The organism is Streptomyces flavotricini (assembly GCF_020639365.1).
Taxonomy (GTDB): Bacteria; Actinomycetota; Actinomycetes; order Streptomycetales; family Streptomycetaceae; genus Streptomyces; species Streptomyces flavotricini.
Map to the genome: position 1 here is coordinate 979,548 of NZ_JAINUL010000001.1, position 16,671 is coordinate 996,218.

Annotated in this window: 13 protein-coding genes; 5 read left to right on the forward strand and 8 right to left on the reverse strand. The window is 70.9% G+C overall.

The genetic code is table 11. From position 1 onward, the window contains the following. Nucleotide 1 precedes the first annotated feature (1 nt). The 5 genes from K7B10_RS04790 to K7B10_RS04810 form a co-directional block, all read right to left on the reverse strand. Nucleotides 2-808, reverse strand: coding sequence for an FAD/NAD(P)-binding protein (locus tag K7B10_RS04790; RefSeq protein WP_229334685.1), 807 nt, complete (start codon nt 806-808; stop codon nt 2-4). Further along, nucleotides 805-1,290: a cyclic nucleotide-binding domain-containing protein gene (locus K7B10_RS04795; protein WP_229334686.1), complete on the reverse strand. Its 486-nt coding sequence runs from the start codon at nt 1,288-1,290 to the stop codon at nt 805-807. Before K7B10_RS04795 ends, K7B10_RS04790 begins: the two co-directional genes overlap by 4 nt. After that, complete coding sequence (locus K7B10_RS04800) at nt 1,287-2,456, reverse strand: 4Fe-4S dicluster domain-containing protein (RefSeq protein WP_229334687.1); 1,170 nt, start codon at nt 2,454-2,456, stop codon at nt 1,287-1,289. Before K7B10_RS04800 ends, K7B10_RS04795 begins: the two co-directional genes overlap by 4 nt. Nucleotides 2,457-2,498: 42 nt before the next feature. Further along, on the reverse strand, nt 2,499-3,035 hold the full coding sequence (locus K7B10_RS04805) for a hydrogenase maturation protease (RefSeq protein WP_229334688.1): 537 nt from the start codon (nt 3,033-3,035) through the stop codon (nt 2,499-2,501). 203 nt (nt 3,036-3,238) lie between these two features. Continuing rightward, a complete protein-coding gene (locus K7B10_RS04810) occupies nt 3,239-6,871 on the reverse strand; it encodes a hydantoinase B/oxoprolinase family protein (protein ID WP_229334689.1) in 3,633 nt (1,210 codons plus the stop codon). Between the two features lie 102 nt (nt 6,872-6,973). On the opposite strand from K7B10_RS04810, the gene K7B10_RS04815 reads away from it, so the two are divergent. Further along, nucleotides 6,974-8,029, forward strand: a complete 1,056-nt coding sequence (locus K7B10_RS04815; RefSeq protein ID WP_229334690.1) for a Rossmann-fold NAD(P)-binding domain-containing protein — start codon at nt 6,974-6,976, stop codon at nt 8,027-8,029. Between the two features lie 17 nt (nt 8,030-8,046). Here K7B10_RS04815 and K7B10_RS04820 read toward each other — a convergent pair whose 3' ends face one another. Continuing rightward, on the reverse strand, nt 8,047-8,685 hold the full coding sequence (locus K7B10_RS04820; RefSeq protein ID WP_229334691.1) for a hypothetical protein: 639 nt from the start codon (nt 8,683-8,685) through the stop codon (nt 8,047-8,049). 1,036 nt (nt 8,686-9,721) lie between these two features. Here K7B10_RS04820 and K7B10_RS04825 point away from each other — a divergent pair. The 3 genes from K7B10_RS04825 to K7B10_RS04835 all read left to right on the forward strand — a co-directional run bounded on the left by K7B10_RS04825 (nt 9,722) and on the right by K7B10_RS04835 (nt 13,493). Continuing rightward, nucleotides 9,722-10,699 carry a lysylphosphatidylglycerol synthase transmembrane domain-containing protein gene (locus K7B10_RS04825; protein ID WP_229334692.1) on the forward strand — a complete coding sequence of 326 codons (978 nt, stop codon included), beginning with the start codon at nt 9,722-9,724 and terminating at the stop codon, nt 10,697-10,699. A 188-nt stretch (nt 10,700-10,887) separates the two neighbouring features. Continuing rightward, complete coding sequence (locus K7B10_RS04830) at nt 10,888-11,802, forward strand: universal stress protein (RefSeq protein ID WP_229334693.1); 915 nt, start codon at nt 10,888-10,890, stop codon at nt 11,800-11,802. Nucleotides 11,803-12,149: 347 nt separating this feature from the next. Beyond that, complete coding sequence (locus K7B10_RS04835; RefSeq protein ID WP_229334694.1) at nt 12,150-13,493, forward strand: phosphoribosyltransferase family protein; 1,344 nt, start codon at nt 12,150-12,152, stop codon at nt 13,491-13,493. 156 nt (nt 13,494-13,649) lie between these two features. Here the strand turns inward: K7B10_RS04835 and K7B10_RS04840 are convergent, their stop codons facing one another. Together K7B10_RS04840 and K7B10_RS04845 are read right to left on the reverse strand one after the other, a co-directional pair. Further along, nucleotides 13,650-14,561, reverse strand: coding sequence for a universal stress protein (locus K7B10_RS04840; protein WP_229334695.1), 912 nt, complete (start codon nt 14,559-14,561; stop codon nt 13,650-13,652). Nucleotides 14,562-14,752: 191 nt separating this feature from the next. Beyond that, complete coding sequence (locus tag K7B10_RS04845; protein ID WP_229334696.1) at nt 14,753-14,983, reverse strand: hypothetical protein; 231 nt, start codon at nt 14,981-14,983, stop codon at nt 14,753-14,755. Between the two features lie 302 nt (nt 14,984-15,285). Here K7B10_RS04845 and K7B10_RS04850 point away from each other — a divergent pair, with 302 nt between their 5' ends. Further along, a complete protein-coding gene (locus K7B10_RS04850) occupies nt 15,286-16,665 on the forward strand; it encodes an MFS transporter (RefSeq protein WP_229334697.1) in 1,380 nt (459 codons plus the stop codon). The last annotated feature ends 6 nt before the right edge of the window (nt 16,666-16,671 follow it).

Here is a 16,671-nt window from a genome sequence, read left to right on the forward strand (position 1 = left end):
CTCACAGTTCCCGGACGGTGAGCAGGGGCTCGGCCTGGTCGTAGCCGACGACCGGGCCGTCGCGGCAGAGGAGCAGGGGCCCCAGCTGGCAGTGTCCGCAGTGGCCGGTGGCACAGTGCATGTTGCGTTCGAGGGAGACCTGGATGCGGTCGGGACGTACCCCTTGGTGGATCAGCGCCCGCGCGGTCGCGCGCATCATCACTTCGGGACCGCAGACGAAGGCGACCGTGTCCGACGGTGTGAAGCGGGCCTCGCTCAGCAGGGTGGTGACGACTCCGACCCGGCCGGTCCAGCCGTCGGAAGGCCGGTCGACCGTGACGGCGGCGAACGGCTTTCCCCAGGCGGGGAACTCGTCCTGGTAGAGCAGATCGGCCGGTGTCCGGGAACCGGCGAGGACGTTCAGCCGCCCGAAGGCGTGCGGCTCGGCCAGGACGTAGTCGACGAGGGGACGGAGCGGGGCGAGCCCGATGCCGCCCGCGATGACGAGCAGGTCGTTGCCGTGAGCGGCAGCCGTGTCCCAGGGGGTACCGAAGGGGCCTCGCACGCCGACCCACCCGCCGGTCCGCAGGCCGCACAATGCGCGGGAGACGGCCCCGACCGCGCGGACCGTGTGCGTCAGGTGGTGCCCGTCCGCGAGCCGGGACACGGACACCGGGATCTCGCCGACACCGAACGCGTACAGCATCGCGAACTGGCCCGGTGCGAAGGGGGTCAGGGCGTCCCCGGCAGGCTCCAGTACGAGCGTGACCGTGTCATGCGTCTCGTCGCGGTGGTCCACCACGCGGTAGGAAAGCGGTGCGGGCGTCATGGTGCTGCTCCGTTCCCCTGTGTTACCGGCGGTCCGTAGAGGTCGAGCAGCCGGGTGCGGGTGGCTCGGAGCCGGTCGCCGATGGTCTCGGCGACGGCGGTGACCAGCGACAGGCCCAGCGCCGTGTCCTCGGCGCACAGGTCTTGGACGGCGGCGGCGTCGAACTCCCAGGCGCGGACGGGGTCCCGGGTCTCGGCCGCGAGGTGCCACTGCCGGGGTGGGCACAGCCATGACCAGCCGAGCAGGCTGCCGGCGCCGATGGTCTCGACGACAGCGCGCCCCCGGCCGGGCACGTGGACGTCGAGCGCGACCGTCCCGGAGCGGATGACCCAGAAGCGGTCGGCCTTCTCCCCTTCCTCGAAGATCCGTGTGGCACCCGGAAGGGCGACTTCACGGGCGAGCGCCATCAGCTTCCCGCGGTGCTCCGCCGTCAGAGCGGCGAACACCCCCTCACCGGGAGGCTCGCCCGGATGCGAGGTCACGGCGTCCTCTCCCGGTGCGCGGCTTCCCGGTGCAGGGCGTGGGCTTCCTCGGTGAGGTCGATGCCCGTGGGACACCACACGATGCACCGGCCGCATCCGACGCAGCCGGAGCTGTCGAACTGGTCGTGCCAGGTACCCAGCTTGTGGGTGAGCCATTGGCGGTATCGGCTGCGCGGGGTGGCCCGGACCGGACCGCCTTGGAGGTGGGAGAAGTCCAGGTCGTAGCAGGAGTCCCAGAGGCGCCAGCGCTCGGCGTGGTCGCCGGTCAGGTCGGTGACGTCCTCCGTGGTGGTGCAGAAGCAGGTGGGGCAGACCATGGTGCAGTTGCCGCAGCTCAGGCACCGGGCCGTGACGTCGTCCCAGCGTTCCGCTTCCAGGTTGTCCCGCATCAGCGTGCGCAGGTCCACCAGCGGCATGGAGCGGCCCATGCGTTCTGCGGCAGCGCTCACGGCCTGGGCCGCAGCCTCCCGGGTGGGGTCGTCGGCGCTCCGGCGCGGCAGTTCCGCGAGGACCGCGGCTCCCTCCTCGCTCCCGCTGCGGCACAGGAAGCGGTGACCGGCATCGTCCACGACCTCGGTGAGAGCGAGGTCGTACCCGGCGTCGGCGGCCGGCCCGCTCCCCATCGAGACGCAGAAGCAGGTGGCACCCGGCTCGGTGCACTCGGCCGCGATCAGGAAAGCACCCGTCCGCCGTGACAGGTAGGTGGGGTCCCGGTACCTGCCTCCGCTCATCACACGGTCCAGGATCTGAATGGCGCGCAGATCGCAGGGCCGCACTCCGAGGAACGCGTACGAAATCCTCTCCTGCGCCTCCTCCCGGACCACCGGAGCACCGTCCGGGCCACGGTCCGCGGACCACTGACGGACGCGCTCCGGATGCAGGAACGACTTCCATGACTGGGGTCCCGCGCTGTGCGCGAAGGCCGCCCCGTCCTCGCGGCGGCGGAGCCGGTACCGCCCTGCCTCCAGTTCGACCCCCCACCCGTAGGGGAGGGCGTCGGCGGAGTCCAGCTCGTCGAGGACGATGGCTCCGTCGCGCACTGTCGGGCCGATGACCGTGCGGCCGCGCCGCCTCAGGACACGCACGAGCACGTCCAGACCGTCGCGGTCGAGAACCGTCTCGGCCCGTTGTTCGAAGACGCCTCCGGCATTCGAAGCGTCGGTCATGGTGCACCTCTCGGTCTCCACATGCCTGGAACCGGCAGCATGTCAGACCTGCGGGCTCCCGGGTTCGAACCCGGTTCGGCGAGTCCGCTCGCCGTGTCGGCGGACGTCTTCCTCGATGCGCCGCGCCAGACTCGGCAGGGCGGCCGCCACCTCCGGCGTGAGCCCCGTACCCAGCGAGCGGTCCGCCCCCTCGACCGCGTACACGATGAGGCGGCCGGGACCGCGCCCGAGGCGGTCGGCAAGGCACAGGGCCTCGGCAAGCCCAAGCCCGTGAGTGCTCTGCCTGCCTGCGGCAGCCGGGTGCGGCAGCTCGCCCGGGGACGCCCACCACCGGTGTGTTCGACCGGGCTGCGCCGAAGGCGGGAAGCAGGCGTCGACGACGAGGGTGAGGGCCTTGCCTTCCCAGAGGCTGATCAGTCGGCCTGGGTCTCCGTCGCACCGTGCGAGTTCGGTACCGGCGGGAAGAGGTCGCAGTGCTTCACGCGCGCACAACAGCGAGATGGTGGCCCACCCCGCCCCGTCATCGCGCCGGAACTCGTTTCCGATCCCGATGACCGCCGTACCGGCGAGCGGCTTCATACGTACCCGCTTCCTTCTCCGGGCGTCTGCGGACACAGCCTGCCCCACTCGCGGGATGACGTCCTGTGCCACGGGGCAAACGGCGCACGGCGCCGCACCGAGTGATGTGGAGCCCGGCCGCCCACCGAGGTGCCCGCGCCCGTTACGGCCGCCGGTGATCCGTTGCGTTCGGTGGCCGGATGCTTGCATCATCGCTCTCCCTCTCAGCCCGGCTCCCCGTACCCGCCTCCTCCTGGGGTCTCCACCACGAGCACATCGCCGGTCCGGACCTCGACGGAGTCGCAGCCTGCCATCGGGACGGAGGTTCCGTCGGCCCGCTCCACGTGGTTGGCGCCCAGCGCGCCGGGGGCTCCGCCGGCCATGCCGTAGGGCGGGACCCGGCGGTGGCCGGAGAGGGTACTGACCGTCATCGGTTCGCGGAAGCGGATCTTGCGTACGGTGCCGTCACCGCCCCGCCATCGGCCCTCGCCGCCGCTGCCGCTGCGTACGGAGAACTCCTCCAGCAGCACCGGAAGGCGCCACTCCAGAACCTCGGGGTCGGTGAGCCTGGAGTTGGTCATGTGGGTCTGCACCGCTGGTGCCCCGTCAAATCCCGGTCCTGCGCCGGAGCCGGAGGCGATGGTTTCGTAGTACTGGTGGCGTTCGTTGCCGAAGGTGAGGTTGTTCATCGTGCCGCTGCCCTCTGCCTGGGCGCCCAGCGCGGCGTACAGGGCCCCGGTGATCGCCTGCGAGGTCTCGACGTTCCCCGCGACGATGGCCGCGGGGTAGACCGGCGCGAGCATCGATCCGGCCGGGACGATGATGCGCAGCGGCCTGAGACAGCCGTCGTTGAGCGGGATGTCCTCGGCCAGCAGCGTCCTGAAGACGTACAGGACTGCCGCGTTCACCACGGCTGTCGGCGCGTTGAAGTTCGTCTCCAGCTGCGTCGATGTACCGGTGAAGTCGATCGTTGCCGACCGCTGCTCACGATCCACGGTGATGCGTACGGCGATGACCGCGCCGGAATCCATCTCGTAGCGGTACGCGCCGTCGGCGAGGAAGACGAGCGCGCGGCGGACGGCCTCCTCGGCGTGGTCCTGGACGTGTCGCATATAGGCGCGCACCACGCCGAGGCCGAAGTGGCCGATCATCTTGCCGACCTCCTCGACCCCCTTGCGGTTGGCGGCGATCTGGGCCCGCAGGTCGGCGAGGTTGGTTGCCGGGTCCCGCGACGGGTAGGGCGCCTCCGTCAGCAGTCGCAGCGTCTCGTCCTCCCGGAGCCTGCCGTTCTCGACGAGCAGCCAGTTGTCGAAGAGGACCCCTTCCTCGTCGATCTCGTGGCTGTTCGACGGCATGGATCCCGGTGTCAGGCCGCCGATCTCCGCGTGGTGACCGCGTGAGGCGACGAAGAAGAGGATCTCCGCGCCAGGGGCCGCATCCCTCTCGCCCTGCTCGTCGAAGACCGGAGTGACCACGGTGATGTCGGGCAGGTGAGTGCCGCCGTGGTACGGGTCGTTGACCGCGTAGGCGTCTCCGGGCCGCATCGCACCGTGGCGGCGGCGGATCACTTCCCTGACGGCGGTGCCCATCGATCCCAGGTGCACCGGGATGTGCGGGGCGTTGGCCACGAGATTGCCGTCCGGGTCGAACAGCGCGCAGGAGAAGTCCAGTCGTTCCTTGATGTTGACGGACTGGGACGTCGCCTCCAGCCGGCCGCCCATCTGCTCGGCGATCGATACGAAGAGGCTGTTGAAGATCTCCAGCATGACCGGGTCCGCCCTGGTCTCGACCCCGGTCTCGGCAGGACCGGCCACGCGTTCGAGGCGCAGGTGCCCCGTGGTGGTCGCGGTCGCCTGCCAACCGGGGTCGACGACGGTGGTGGCGTCGGCTTCGGCGATGACGGCCGGACCGGTCACGACGGCGCCCGGTCCCAGGCGCTCCCGCAGCCGCAGGGGGACATCGCGCCAGGTTCCGCCGGTATGGAGCGGTGCGGTGTCCGCTTCCTGCGCGCCGTCGTCAGCCGTTCCGATCGGGGCGAGGCGTCCGAGGTCGGGCTGCGGAGTCAGCCCCGTCGCCTCCACCGAGAGGGCGTCGACGATGACGGGGCGGTCCAGGAGGAACGAGTACGTCGCCCGGTGGTTCTGCTCGAATTCCGTTGTCATGGCGGTGGGGTCGGCCAGTGCCACCGTGACGGTCGTGTCGGTGCCGTCGTACCGCAACCGTGCCTGCCGCGACACCTGGATTCGGTCGGCGGGGACGTCCTCGTCGTGGAGCACGGCGCGGGCGGCGACTTCCAGTTCGCGCGCCACAGCGAGGATCCGCTCCATGCTCGGCTCTTCGAGGGGAAGTTCCACCGACTGCTCGCGCAGGGTGGTGGTGTCGGCGAGGCCGATGCCGAGCGCTGAGAGCACTCCGGCCATCGGCGGTACGAGGACGGTGCGGATGCCCAGGGAGTCGGCGACGGCGCACGCGTGCTGGCCGCCCGCGCCGCCGAAGGAGGTCAGCGCGTACTCCGTGACGTCATGGCCTCGCTGTACGGAGATCCGTTTGACGGCGGTCGCCATGTTGGCCACCGCCACCTGCAGATAGCCTTCGGCCACCTGCTCCGGCGAGCGCCGGTCGCCGGTGTGTGCCTGGATCTTCCCGGCGAGTTCGGTGAAGAGCCGTCGTACGACCTCGTGGTCCAGGGGCTGGTCGCCGCCCGGCCCGAAGACGTGCGGGAAGTGGGCCGGCTGAACGCGGCCGAGCATCACATTGGCATCGGTGAGGGTCAGCGGGCCCCCCGCGCGATAGCAGGCGGGGCCGGGGTCCGCTCCGGCCGAGTCGGGTCCCACCCGGTAGCGGATGCCGTCGAAGTGCAGGACGGACCCGCCGCCGGCCGCGACGGTGTGGATGTCCAGCATCGGCGCCTGGATCCGGACCCCGGCGACCTGGGAGGTGGACACCCGCTCGTACCCGCCGGCGAAATGGGACACGTCGGTGGAAGTGCCTCCCATGTCGAAACCGATGACCTTCTCGAAGCCCGCCAGCCGCGCCATGCGCGCCATGCCGACGATGCCGCCGGCCGGACCGGACAGGATCGCGTCCTTTCCCCGGAAGTGGCCCGCCTCTGCCAGACCTCCGTTGGACTGCATGAACATCAGCCGGACGCCGCGCAGTTCATCGGCCACCCGGCGCACGTAACGGCGCAGGACGGGAGAGAGGTAGGCGTCGACCACCGCGGTGTCCGCGCGCGGGACCAGTTTCATCAGCGGACTGACCTCGCTCGACAACGAGATCTGCGGAAAGCCGATTCGCTCGGCCAGGGCGCCGATCGCCCGCTCGTGTGCGGGGTGGAGGCTGCTGTGCATGCAGGCGACCGCCACGGCGCGGAATCCGTCGGCGTGCGCCCGCCGCAACTCGGGGGCAAGGGCCTCCAGATCGGGCGGAGTCAGCACCGTGCCGTCGGCGGTGACGCGTTCGGAGACCTCGATCACCCGGTCGTACAGGGCCTCGGGGAGGACGATCTCCCGGTCGAAGATCCGGGGGCGGTTCTGGTAGCCGATGCGCAGGGCGTCCCGGAAGCCGCGGGTGATCACCAGTGCGGTCGGCTCACCGGCGCGCTCCAGCAGGGCATTGGTCGCCACCGTGGTACCCATCCGTACCGCATCGATCGCTCCGCCGGGAATCCCCTCCTGCTCGGAAAGGCCGAGCAGCGCGCGGATTCCCGCGACGGCCGCGTCGTGATAGTGAGCCGGATCATCCGAAAGGATCTTGCGGGTCAGCAGTTCGCCGTCCGGGGAGCGGGCCACGATGTCGGTGAAGGTGCCTCCTCGGTCGACCCAGAACTGCCATCCGAGACCGGTACTGGGGGACATGTACCCAGCATGACCCGCGCGCCACGCTCAGTGACCAAGCGACTCGCCCTGAGGGAGATCCATACTGAACGGGGAACGCGTTCGGAGGGTGGTGCAGCAGTGATGGCTCCCATGATCGTCGGCGTGTGCGGGGAGAACGCGCCCGGGGAGCGACGCGTTGCCCTCGTGCCGGACGCCGTGGGCGCGGTGCAGGCGCTCGGGCTGGAAGTGCTGGTGGAATCGGGGGCCGGAGCAGCCTCCTGGCTGCCCGACCTCCTTTACCGGCAGTCAGGTGCGCGGGTCGCGACGCGCGACGAACTGCTCCACCGCGCGGACATCCTCGTGGGCGTACGACCGCCCGCCTTCCCGGCGGGACGCCGGTTTCGCCACGGCCAGGTTCTCATCGCGCTCCTGGATCCCCTGCGCGTTCCGTTCGACGTGCGGCGGTGGGCGGACGAGGGCGTGACCGCCATCGGGCTGGACCTGGCTCCCGACACGTCGGTACTGGCCCGGCCGATGGACGCCGTCGCCTCCCAGGACCGGCTCGCCGGCTACAAGGCGGCCCTGCTGGCAGCCGACCGGTTCGGGCATCCCCTGTCGGGCACGGTTGTTCCCGCCGCTCCCCGCGAGGTACGGGCTGTGGTCCTCGGCTCCGGCGCTGCCGCGCGGCAGGCTGCGGACACTCTCCGCCGCCTGGGGGCGACCGTAGCCGTCGACGATTCCGCTCCGCCGTACGGTCCGAGGTTTTCCGGCCTGGTGGCAGGTGCCGACATCGTCATCACCACGGTCCGCCCACGCCGGGGCCTGAGACCACGGGTGCTGGTGACGGCACGGGCCATGGCGGGCATGCGGCCAGGCTCCGTGATCATCGATACCGCCGCCGGCCCGGACGGCGGAAACGTCGAGGGCGTCCTGCCCGAGTCCACGATGACCGTGGGTCCCGGCGTCACCCTGATCGGCGCCGGCCGCCTCCCGGAGCGCATCCCCCAAGCGGCTTCCGCGACGTACGCACGCAACGTCACGGCACTACTCGGGCACCTGGTGCGTGACGGTGCACTGCTGATCGACCCGGCCGACCCCGTCCAGGCGGCGATGCTGGTCACCCACGGCAACATGGTCCTGCACAAGGGCGTATGGCAATTGATCGTGGAGCAGACCGCTGTGGCCGGCCTGCCCTGACACGCCGAACGGCCCGCTCACCGCCTTGGTGCGGTTTCCTGGAGCAGGGCGATGTGACGGGCCACGGCAACGGCTCTCCGGGCGCACTCCTGGTAGCAGCGGCCGAGGACCGCCGCGTCGACGGCGTCACGGGTGGTGAGCGAGTCCGTGCCGGACAGCAGGACGCGACAGAGCTCCTGCTGGCGACGGTCGATGTCCTGCACCTGCCTGTCCATGACCGCATGAGGCGGGGACAACTCGACGACATCGGCCGCCCGTCCGACCAGTGCACGGCAGTCGTCGCCCATCTCGCGTACGCGGAAACGCACTTCGTCGGGAAGAGGCTGCCTCGACCGGCGCGCCCACGCGATGTCACCGACCTGACGGACCAGCAGATCGATGCGTCCCGCGTCCTGGCCGACGTACATGTCCGTCACCAGGGACCGGAGGTCAACCTCCCCGATCGTTCCGATGGAAGCGTCTGCCGCGACCAGCTCGTCCGTCTCCTGCCGGAGCTCGCCCAGCGCTCCGCTCAGGGTGATCATCCGCTGCTCCAGCCCGGCCTCGGGCGTAGCCAGCAAGCCCGTCGCCTGGCCCACGGCGGCGTGAGCCAGCCGAAGCACGTGCGCCGCACGGCGGACGGCCCGCTCCGTCTGCTCCAGCGCTCTTTCACTCATGTCGAGCTCCTGCTCCTGCGGCCGGCCGAACCGTCGGCCGTGTCGGCCGCGGCATGCCGAGAACCGCTGCCGCGACAGCTTTCACAACCGCGCAAGCATGGCAGAGAACAGCCTGGCGGACACCGGCACGCCACGCGTCACGCCACCCCCACCAGGGCCACTCGGCCAGCGGCCGGTGACCACGGCCCTTGCGCGCCGCATTCGGAGCGTGATCGATGACCTCGGCCCGGTGAGCTGGTCGGCTGGTCCTGGCTGTTCCGCCCCTACACATGGCACTTCGGCGCCGAGGCGAGCCGGCCAACCGGCTGACCGCTTCACGTCGCACCGTTCGGCCTGTGCGGGTCAGCTGCCGAAGCCCTCGACGCCGGTGCAGCTCCAGGAGGTGCAGCTCTGGCACGCTCTTGGCCTCAATGTTCGACTCGGCGGCTTGCCGTGTCGGAGGGGGCGAAGCGGCCTGTCCGCCGGTATCCGCCTGGGACCAGGACCCCGTGCGCGTGCGGCGAGAGCGAGGGGCAGGCCGGCGGCTGCGGCAGTGGGGAAACGGGCCGGGGGCGGAATGCGAGGACCGCCGACGGCCTAAGGGCTGTCCCGTAATCCCCGGCGGGCGCGCGGCGCCAGCTACGGCACCTCGCTGCGTTGTCGGGATCGCCCGAATACGCCCAGTATGAGGACGACCCTCCGCCTTGCGATGCACCGCATCTGACGCCGCGCGCTGACCCACCGCGGATTACGGGACAGCCCTTAGCCTAGTGGTCGGGGATTCAACGACTGCCCGGAGCGGAACCGGTCCCGCCCGGAGGGAGCACTGCCCTTACGGCGCTGCGCCCGCCGCCGGAGATCATCACCGCGATCGCCCTGATCCGCACAGCCGGGCCGGTGCGCGGCGGACGGCATGCCGCGCCGACGGCGAGCCGTCCGTAACGTGGCCTGTATGGCGCATGGACCTGGCGGATCGGACGGTACCGGGCAACCGGTCCCCCGGCCGCTGCCCGCGTCGGCCCGTCACCCGTTGTGGTGGCTGCTGTCGGCCGTAGTCGTGACGGCTGTCGCGGTCGCCGCTGTGAACCGGCGCCACGACATCGCCTCGGCCCTCCGCCTGATGGGGGCGGTGCCGCCGGCGTGGCTGGTACTGGGCACCCTGCTTGAAGTGCTGTCCCTGACGTGTATGGCGGCGATGCAATGGCGGCTGCTGAAGCTGGGTGGCGCCCGACTGGGATTCGCCCTGATGGGTGCCATGGCCGCCGCAGCCAACGCCGTGGCCGGAGCACTCCCCGGTGGTGCGGCATTCGCCGCAGCATGGCTGTTCGGGCAGTTGCGGCGCCGACACGTATCGCTGGTGCTCGCAGGGTCCGTCCTCGCGGTCTCCGGCCTGCTGTCCGCTCTCGCCCTGTTCCTCCTGCTGGTGGTGGGTGTCCTCGCCGGCAGCGGATCGGGGCCCGCCGCCGGTCTGCGCTCCGCCGTGCTCTGGCTGACGGTGGCCCTCGTGCTCGCCGCCACCGCGGTGGTGGCCCTGTCACGGTTTCCTTCCTCGCGGCGCCGCGCATGGCGCCTGTGGCGAAGGATCGGAGTCCGCACCCCGCGCGTGTGGGACATCGAGGAAGGGCTGTCCCGCCTCGTCCGACACGTTCGAGCAAGCAGGCCCGGCGTGCGCCCATGGCTGGTGCCGTTCGCCCTGGCCGTCTCGAACTGGATTCTGGACGTGGCCTGCCTCATCGCCTGCGCATGGGGTCTGGGGATCGCGCTGCCCTGGCCGGGGACACTGACCGCCTACACCCTCACCCAGATGACGGGGGCCCTGCGACTCACACCCGGCAGCCTCGGAGTCATCGAAACCAGCCTCGCCGCGCTCCTGGTCCTGTACGGGCTTCCCGCGGATCAGGCCATCGCGCTCACACTCCTGTACCGGATCGCGAGCTATTGGGTGCTGCAGCCGATCGGGTGGGTGAGCTGGCTCGCCCTCACCATCGCCTCGCGTCATGGGGCAGTCACTCTGCGAAGACGGCCGAATGCCTGAGGGGACCTGCCCGGGCGGCACCTCGCCACTGCAGGGCGAGAATGGGAGAACAGGTACTTCACCTGCCGTCGTCAACCGCGACGTGGTCTGCGAGACGGCCGCCGGGTCCTGCTCAGGGGTTCTACGCGGGCGTGGCCTCCCATACGAACGTGCCAGTGAGTCGATCTGAGTCTCGAGAGGCGGTGGGGATGATGAAGACCCTGGCTCCCCTTGTCGTAGGCGTCGACGGTTCCGACTCCAGTCTCACCGCGACGGACTGGGCCGCGGACGAGGCGGTACGACTCGCGCTCCCCCTGCGCATCGTGTACGCCTCGTTCTGGGAGCGGTACGAGGGAGCCGTACCGGCCTGGAGCCCGGACCGTCCCTCCGAACAGGTCCTCGCCGAGAACATCGTGGCGGTCGGCGCCGAGCGCGTCCGGCGACGCACACCCGGCCTGCAGGTCACGACGGACATCACGGCCGAGGACGCGGCGAGCGCCCTGCTGCGCGAGGGACGCACGGCAGACGCCGTCGTCGTCGGCTCGCGCGGACGTGGGGAACTCGCCGACCTTCTGCTCGGATCCGTGGCCCTCGTCGTGGCCGCCAGGTCCTCCGGCCCAGTCATCGTCGTGCGCGGGGACCAGCACGCCCTGGAAGCGCGCCGCGGGCGCATACTGCTCGGCATAGGCCCCTACGACGTGGACTCTCCAGCCGTACGGTTCGCCTTTCGCGAGGCCGCCGCACGGGACGCGGAACTCGACGTCGTCTGCACCTGGCGACGCTCACCACACGAACCGGTCGACCACATGGTCATGCCCGGCGACGCCCCCCGCGACCACGAGGGGCCGGCGAAAACGCTCCTCGACAGAGCCGTGGAAACCGCGGCCCGGGAACATCCACAGGTACGGCTCCGCCGCACCACGCTCGAAGGCACCGCACGCAAGGTGCTCACGGAGCGGTCTGCCGCAGCAGACCTCTTGATCGTCGGCGCACGGCGGCCGGGCGGCCCGATCGGCATGGAACTGGGGAGGGTCGCCCACCGGGCCCTGCATCATGCCCTCTGCCCCGTCGCAGTCGTCCCACAGCACCACGGCGCACCGGCTCGACCTACCACTGGTGCTTGACGACATTGTCTTCCATGAACACTCCGTCTCCGCGCGCCCGCGCAGGGCAGTCCAGCAGCTCCGTGAGCATGCCCGACCAAGCTTGATCCGCCCTGCAGGGTGCCCGCCGACCGCTCGACGCGAGCACCATCCGGATGCGGACTTCGTGCACCGGTACGACCCTGAAGTCAGGGGTTCTCTTGCGTGCCCTCAACGCGTGATGCGCAGGTTGTCGAGGCTCCCGAGCTCGAACCCCGCACCACCGCGGCCCGGCATGCCACCGAAGCCGTCTGGTTCCGACCCGTTCCTCCGGCCGGTGTCTCTGCGGACGCTTACCGACGGATCAGGGCCGTGACAGGAGGCGCAGCATGTTCTTCTCCAATCGAACGGCCGCCGGCAGACAACTGGCCGGTGAGCTGGTCCGGCTCGGGCTGGTCGAGCCGGTGATCCTCGGGCTCCCCCGCGGCGGAGTACCCGTGGCCTCGGAGATCGCACGGGTCCTGGGCGCTCCGCTGGACGTGATCGTGGTCCGCAAACTCGGGGTGCCCTTCCAACCCGAAGTGGCGTTCGGTGCCATCGGCGAGGGCGGCGTACGGCTGATCAGCGGGGCGACGGTCCGTGCCGCCGGCCTCGGGGAACGGGACTGCGCAAGAGTGGAGGGAGCCGAACGGGAAGAGCTTCAGCGGCGTCTGACGCGCTACCGGCAAGGCCGGGAGCAGATCGCGCTCACCGGACGGACGGTGGTCGTCGTGGACGACGGCATCGCCACCGGATCGACCGCGTCCGTGGCGTGCGAGGTCGCGCGGGAGCGCGGGGCCGAGCAGGTGATCCTCGCCGTTCCCGTGGCGGCTCCCCGGGCACTGGAACAGCTTCGGCGCGAGGCGGACGAGGTGGTGTGCCTGTCGGTTCCCCGTCATTTCTCCGCGGTCGGCCAGTGGTACGAGGACTTCTCGCAGGTGGGGGACGAGGAGGTCGCCGCGCTGTTGGCCGAGGCGGCGCGGGCACGCCCGCCGGCACCGGCACCGGCTTCAGGTCGGGTCCCGCCGCAGACCGGTGAAGTGGTGGTGGACGCGGGAGGCACGGCGCTGCCCGGGCTGTTGACCGTGCCCGAGGACGCCGAGGGCGTCGTCGTCTTCGCGCACGGCAGCGGCAGCAGTCGCCTCAGTCCCCGAAACCGCCACGTGGCCGAGGTACTGAACCGTGCGGGGCTGGCGACGCTGCTCTTCGATCTCCTCACCCCGGCCGAGGCACGTGACCGGGCGAAGGTCTTCGACGTACCGCTCCTCGCCCTCCGCTTGACTCAGGCCACGGGGTGGATCCGGGCGCGGCTTGCCCTGCGCATCTGCTACTTCGGCGCCAGCACCGGCGCCGCGGCCGCGCTCATGGCCGCCGCCGAACCGCGATCGGACATCGCCGCGATCGTCTCGCGGGGTGGACGCCCCGACCTGGCGGTCTCCCGGCTCGCGGCCGTGCGTGCTCCGACCCTGCTGATCGTCGGCGGAGCCGACGATCAGGTACTGGACCTCAACCGCGAGGCCGCGGCGCACCTGCGCTGCGAACACCAGATCGGGGTGGTTCCCGGTGCGAGCCACCTCTTCGAGGAATCCGGCGCGCTGGACGCCGTGGCCGACGCCGCGCTGGACTGGTTCGTCCGCCATCTCCCCCACCTCGGCGTCGTTCCCCACGGGTCCGACGAACACCGAGAGACGTGATGGCCGCGCGCCCTGCCGAAGCCGGACGTCCCGGCCCGCCTCATCTGCCCCCGGCGCAGAGTGCCTGGCCACGGTTTCCGACCGCGGCCGGTGCGGGTGCGGGCGGGGTGCGGCCACGGCGAACGGGGCTGTCCTGTTCTGCGGCCTTCGGGGTGGTCACCACCCTTGGTCCTCGTCGTCATGCCTGCCATGGCGCGGAATGAGTTCGACGGGGCAGTGCGAGTGGTGCAGGAGGCTGTGCGTCGCCCGGCCCAGGGTGGGCCCGAAGTATCCGGGGGTGCGTCGTCCGCCCATCACCACCATGTCCGCGTGGCGTGACGCCTCCACCAGCGCCCCTGCGACGGACGAACTCCTCTCGGTGTCGACGTGCACGCGCAGGGCCGGAAACTCGTCACGGATCCGGTGGGCCACTGACGTCACCCTTCGTACATGCACCTGCACTCCCTCGTCCGCATCGTCGAGCACGGTCACGCTCTCCCCGACGGACTCCAGAACATTCCAGACGTGCAGCAACCGCAGTGACGACCGGCGCAGCTCCGCCTCACTCGCCGCGTGCCTCGCGCACTCCACGTCGTGCTCGTCACGGATGGCGGCCAGCACCACCCCTGCTCCGGCGGTGTCCTCGTCCCCCCGGACCACGACCACGGGCGCCTTCGCGCCCGCGGCGACCTTCAGGCCGACCGAACCCAGCATCAGTGACTCGAATCCGCCGAGGCCGCGGCTACCGACCACGATGGTGTCGGAGTCCGCAGCCGCGGCGTGCAGGCCGGCGACCGGCTCGTGGGGACTGAGTTCGGTCGACACGTGCAGCCCCGGATGGCGTGCGGCGACCTTGGCGGCGGCCTCCTCAAGCAGCTCCCGGCCCGCCCGGCGTATCCGCTCGATCGCGTACACAGATGCATACGACATCCGGCTGTCGGTGTCCGCGCCGTGCACGAGGTGCAAGGTGCCGTCCCGCCGCACAGCCTCCGCCGCGGCCCAGAACACAGCCCGCTCCGCAGGCCGGGATCCATCCACTCCCGCCACCACGGTGCCGAGCTCAGGACCATGTGCCCTACCGAATGCCATGAATCCTCCTCACCGAAAGCCAAGGAGGGGCCGTCCATCACACGCTCCGAAACCTGATGACGAACGAGCCCGCCTTGGTGGATCCGGTCAGCTCCTTCAAGGATGTCGCGAGGCCGCGTGTCGCGCACGGCATCACCGCTCCCCGTGGACGAGCACGAGCGAGTGACGGTGTCCATCGGAAGCCGACCGGCTCACCCGCCAGACTGCGCACGCACGGCGCCGTCGTGGCCGGCGCGGACACCAGTCAGCCCTGCGACAAGCTCCTCGACTTCGCCTTCGAAGAGCCAGCCCACCGCCGGGCCGCCCTCCGTGCGCTGCACGGCTGGACTCCACCCGCCCAGCTCCACGGCGTGGCCGCCGGACTCCACGCACTTGGAACGCAGGACCACCACGGGGGAGAAGACCGCGCACGTCGGACGCACCAGCCATGTGGGCTGGGCAGCGGTGAGACCTCGGGGCGCACTCTCCGATCGGACACGACGGCCGCGCCGGTCCGTCGATGACGGCATGCGGTGGCATGAAGCGGGCCGGGCGACTCTGCAATTCCGGCAGGGGCTGTCGCCATCGTGTCCGGGGTCGCGGGAGGCGGCTCCGTCGGTGGTGTGGGCGTGGGACACATAGAACGGCGCCTCATTGTGATGGCCCGGCACATATACCGCTGACCTGGGGACTTCTACGTTGTGGCGACACCGATCGTCCCCGCAGACCCCTGGAAGTGGTGTTCATGGCCTCCCCCCGGACCGCTCCTCCGACCACCGGATCCATCAAGAGAATCGTCGCCGCGAGCCTCATCGGGACCACCATCGAGTGGTACGACTTCTTTCTCTACGGCACCGCCGCCGCGCTGGTGTTCAACAAGCTGTTCTTCCCGACCGGCGATCCGCTGACCGGGACGCTGATCGCTTTCATCACCTACGCCATCGGGTTCCTGGCCCGGCCGCTCGGCGGGGTGGTGTTCGGGCACTTCGGGGACAAGGTCGGGCGCAAGAAGCTGCTGGTCCTCAGCCTGCTCATGATGGGCGGGGCGACCTTCGCGATGGGGCTGCTGCCCACGTACGCCAGCATCGGCGTCGGGGCTCCCGTGCTGCTCACCGTCCTGCGGCTGGTGCAGGGATTCGCCCTCGGCGGGGAGTGGGGCGGGGCGGTGCTCATCGTCTCCGAGCACGGCGGGGCCGAACACCGGGGGTTCTGGGCCTCCTGGCCGCAGTCCGGTGCGCCCGGCGGGAACCTGCTGGCGACCGGGGTGCTCGCCCTGCTCGCCGGCGTCCAGTCCGACGCGGCGTTCCTCGCCTGGGGCTGGCGCGTTCCCTTCCTGCTCTCCGGGGTTCTGGTGATCGTCGGACTGTGGATCCGCCTGTCCGTCTCCGAGTCGCCCGTGTTCCTCGCCGCCCGGGCGGCCCGGCAGGGGCGCGAGGACGGGGCTCCCGTCGTCCAGGTGTTCCGCCGCGGCTGGCGCCAGGTGCTGACCGCCATCGGCACCCGGTTCGGCGAGAACATCTCCTACTACGTGCTGACCTCCTTCCTCCTCGTGTACGTCACCGTGCACTTGGGGCTGGCCAAGAGCACCGCGCTGAACGCCGTCCTCATCGGCTCGGCCGTGCACTTCGTCACCATCCCGGCCTGGGGCGCGCTCTCGGACCGGATCGGACGGCGGCCGGTGACGCTGATCGGCTCGGTCGGCATGGCCCTGTGGGCGTTCGCGTTCTTCGCACTGGTCGACTCGAAGTCCTTCGCCGTCATCACCGTCGCCGTCACCGCCGGACTCCTCCTGCACGGCGCGATGTACGGCCCCCAAGCCGCCTTCGTCTCCGAGATGTTCGACACCGACGTCCGCTACTCCGGCGCCTCGATGGGCTCCCAGCTCGCCTCGATCGTCGCCGGCGCGCTGGCCCCGCTCATCGCCGTAGAGCTCCTCAAGGACTACGGCTCCTCCGTACCCGTCTCCCTCTATCTCTGCGCGGCCGCCGTGGTGACCACCCTCACCGTCGCCTTCGCCCGGGAGACCCGGGGCCGCGACCTGACCAAGGCCGCCACCGGGCCCGCGGCGGCCGCCGCGGGCGGGCGGGCGGCTCCCCTCCCGGCCGCCCTCGACCACCCCGCCTGATCCGGG

What these genes read in the sequence shown, in the direction of transcription:
- K7B10_RS04830 (WP_229334693.1), top strand. Translation starts at nt 10,888, where the DNA reads ATGATGAAGACCCTGGCTCCCCTTGTCGTAGGCGTCGACGGTTCCGAC.
- K7B10_RS04820 (WP_229334691.1), bottom strand. Translation starts at nt 8,685, where the DNA reads ATGAGTGAAAGAGCGCTGGAGCAGACGGAGCGGGCCGTCCGCCGTGCG.
- K7B10_RS04815 (WP_229334690.1), top strand. Translation starts at nt 6,974, where the DNA reads ATGGCTCCCATGATCGTCGGCGTGTGCGGGGAGAACGCGCCCGGGGAG.
- K7B10_RS04840 (WP_229334695.1), bottom strand. Translation starts at nt 14,561, where the DNA reads ATGGCATTCGGTAGGGCACATGGTCCTGAGCTCGGCACCGTGGTGGCG.
- K7B10_RS04850 (WP_229334697.1), top strand. Translation starts at nt 15,286, where the DNA reads ATGGCCTCCCCCCGGACCGCTCCTCCGACCACCGGATCCATCAAGAGA.
- K7B10_RS04805 (WP_229334688.1), bottom strand. Translation starts at nt 3,035, where the DNA reads ATGAAGCCGCTCGCCGGTACGGCGGTCATCGGGATCGGAAACGAGTTC.
- K7B10_RS04810 (WP_229334689.1), bottom strand. Translation starts at nt 6,871, where the DNA reads ATGTCCCCCAGTACCGGTCTCGGATGGCAGTTCTGGGTCGACCGAGGA.
- K7B10_RS04800 (WP_229334687.1), bottom strand. Translation starts at nt 2,456, where the DNA reads ATGACCGACGCTTCGAATGCCGGAGGCGTCTTCGAACAACGGGCCGAG.
- K7B10_RS04835 (WP_229334694.1), top strand. Translation starts at nt 12,150, where the DNA reads ATGTTCTTCTCCAATCGAACGGCCGCCGGCAGACAACTGGCCGGTGAG.
- K7B10_RS04790 (WP_229334685.1), bottom strand. Translation starts at nt 808, where the DNA reads ATGACGCCCGCACCGCTTTCCTACCGCGTGGTGGACCACCGCGACGAG.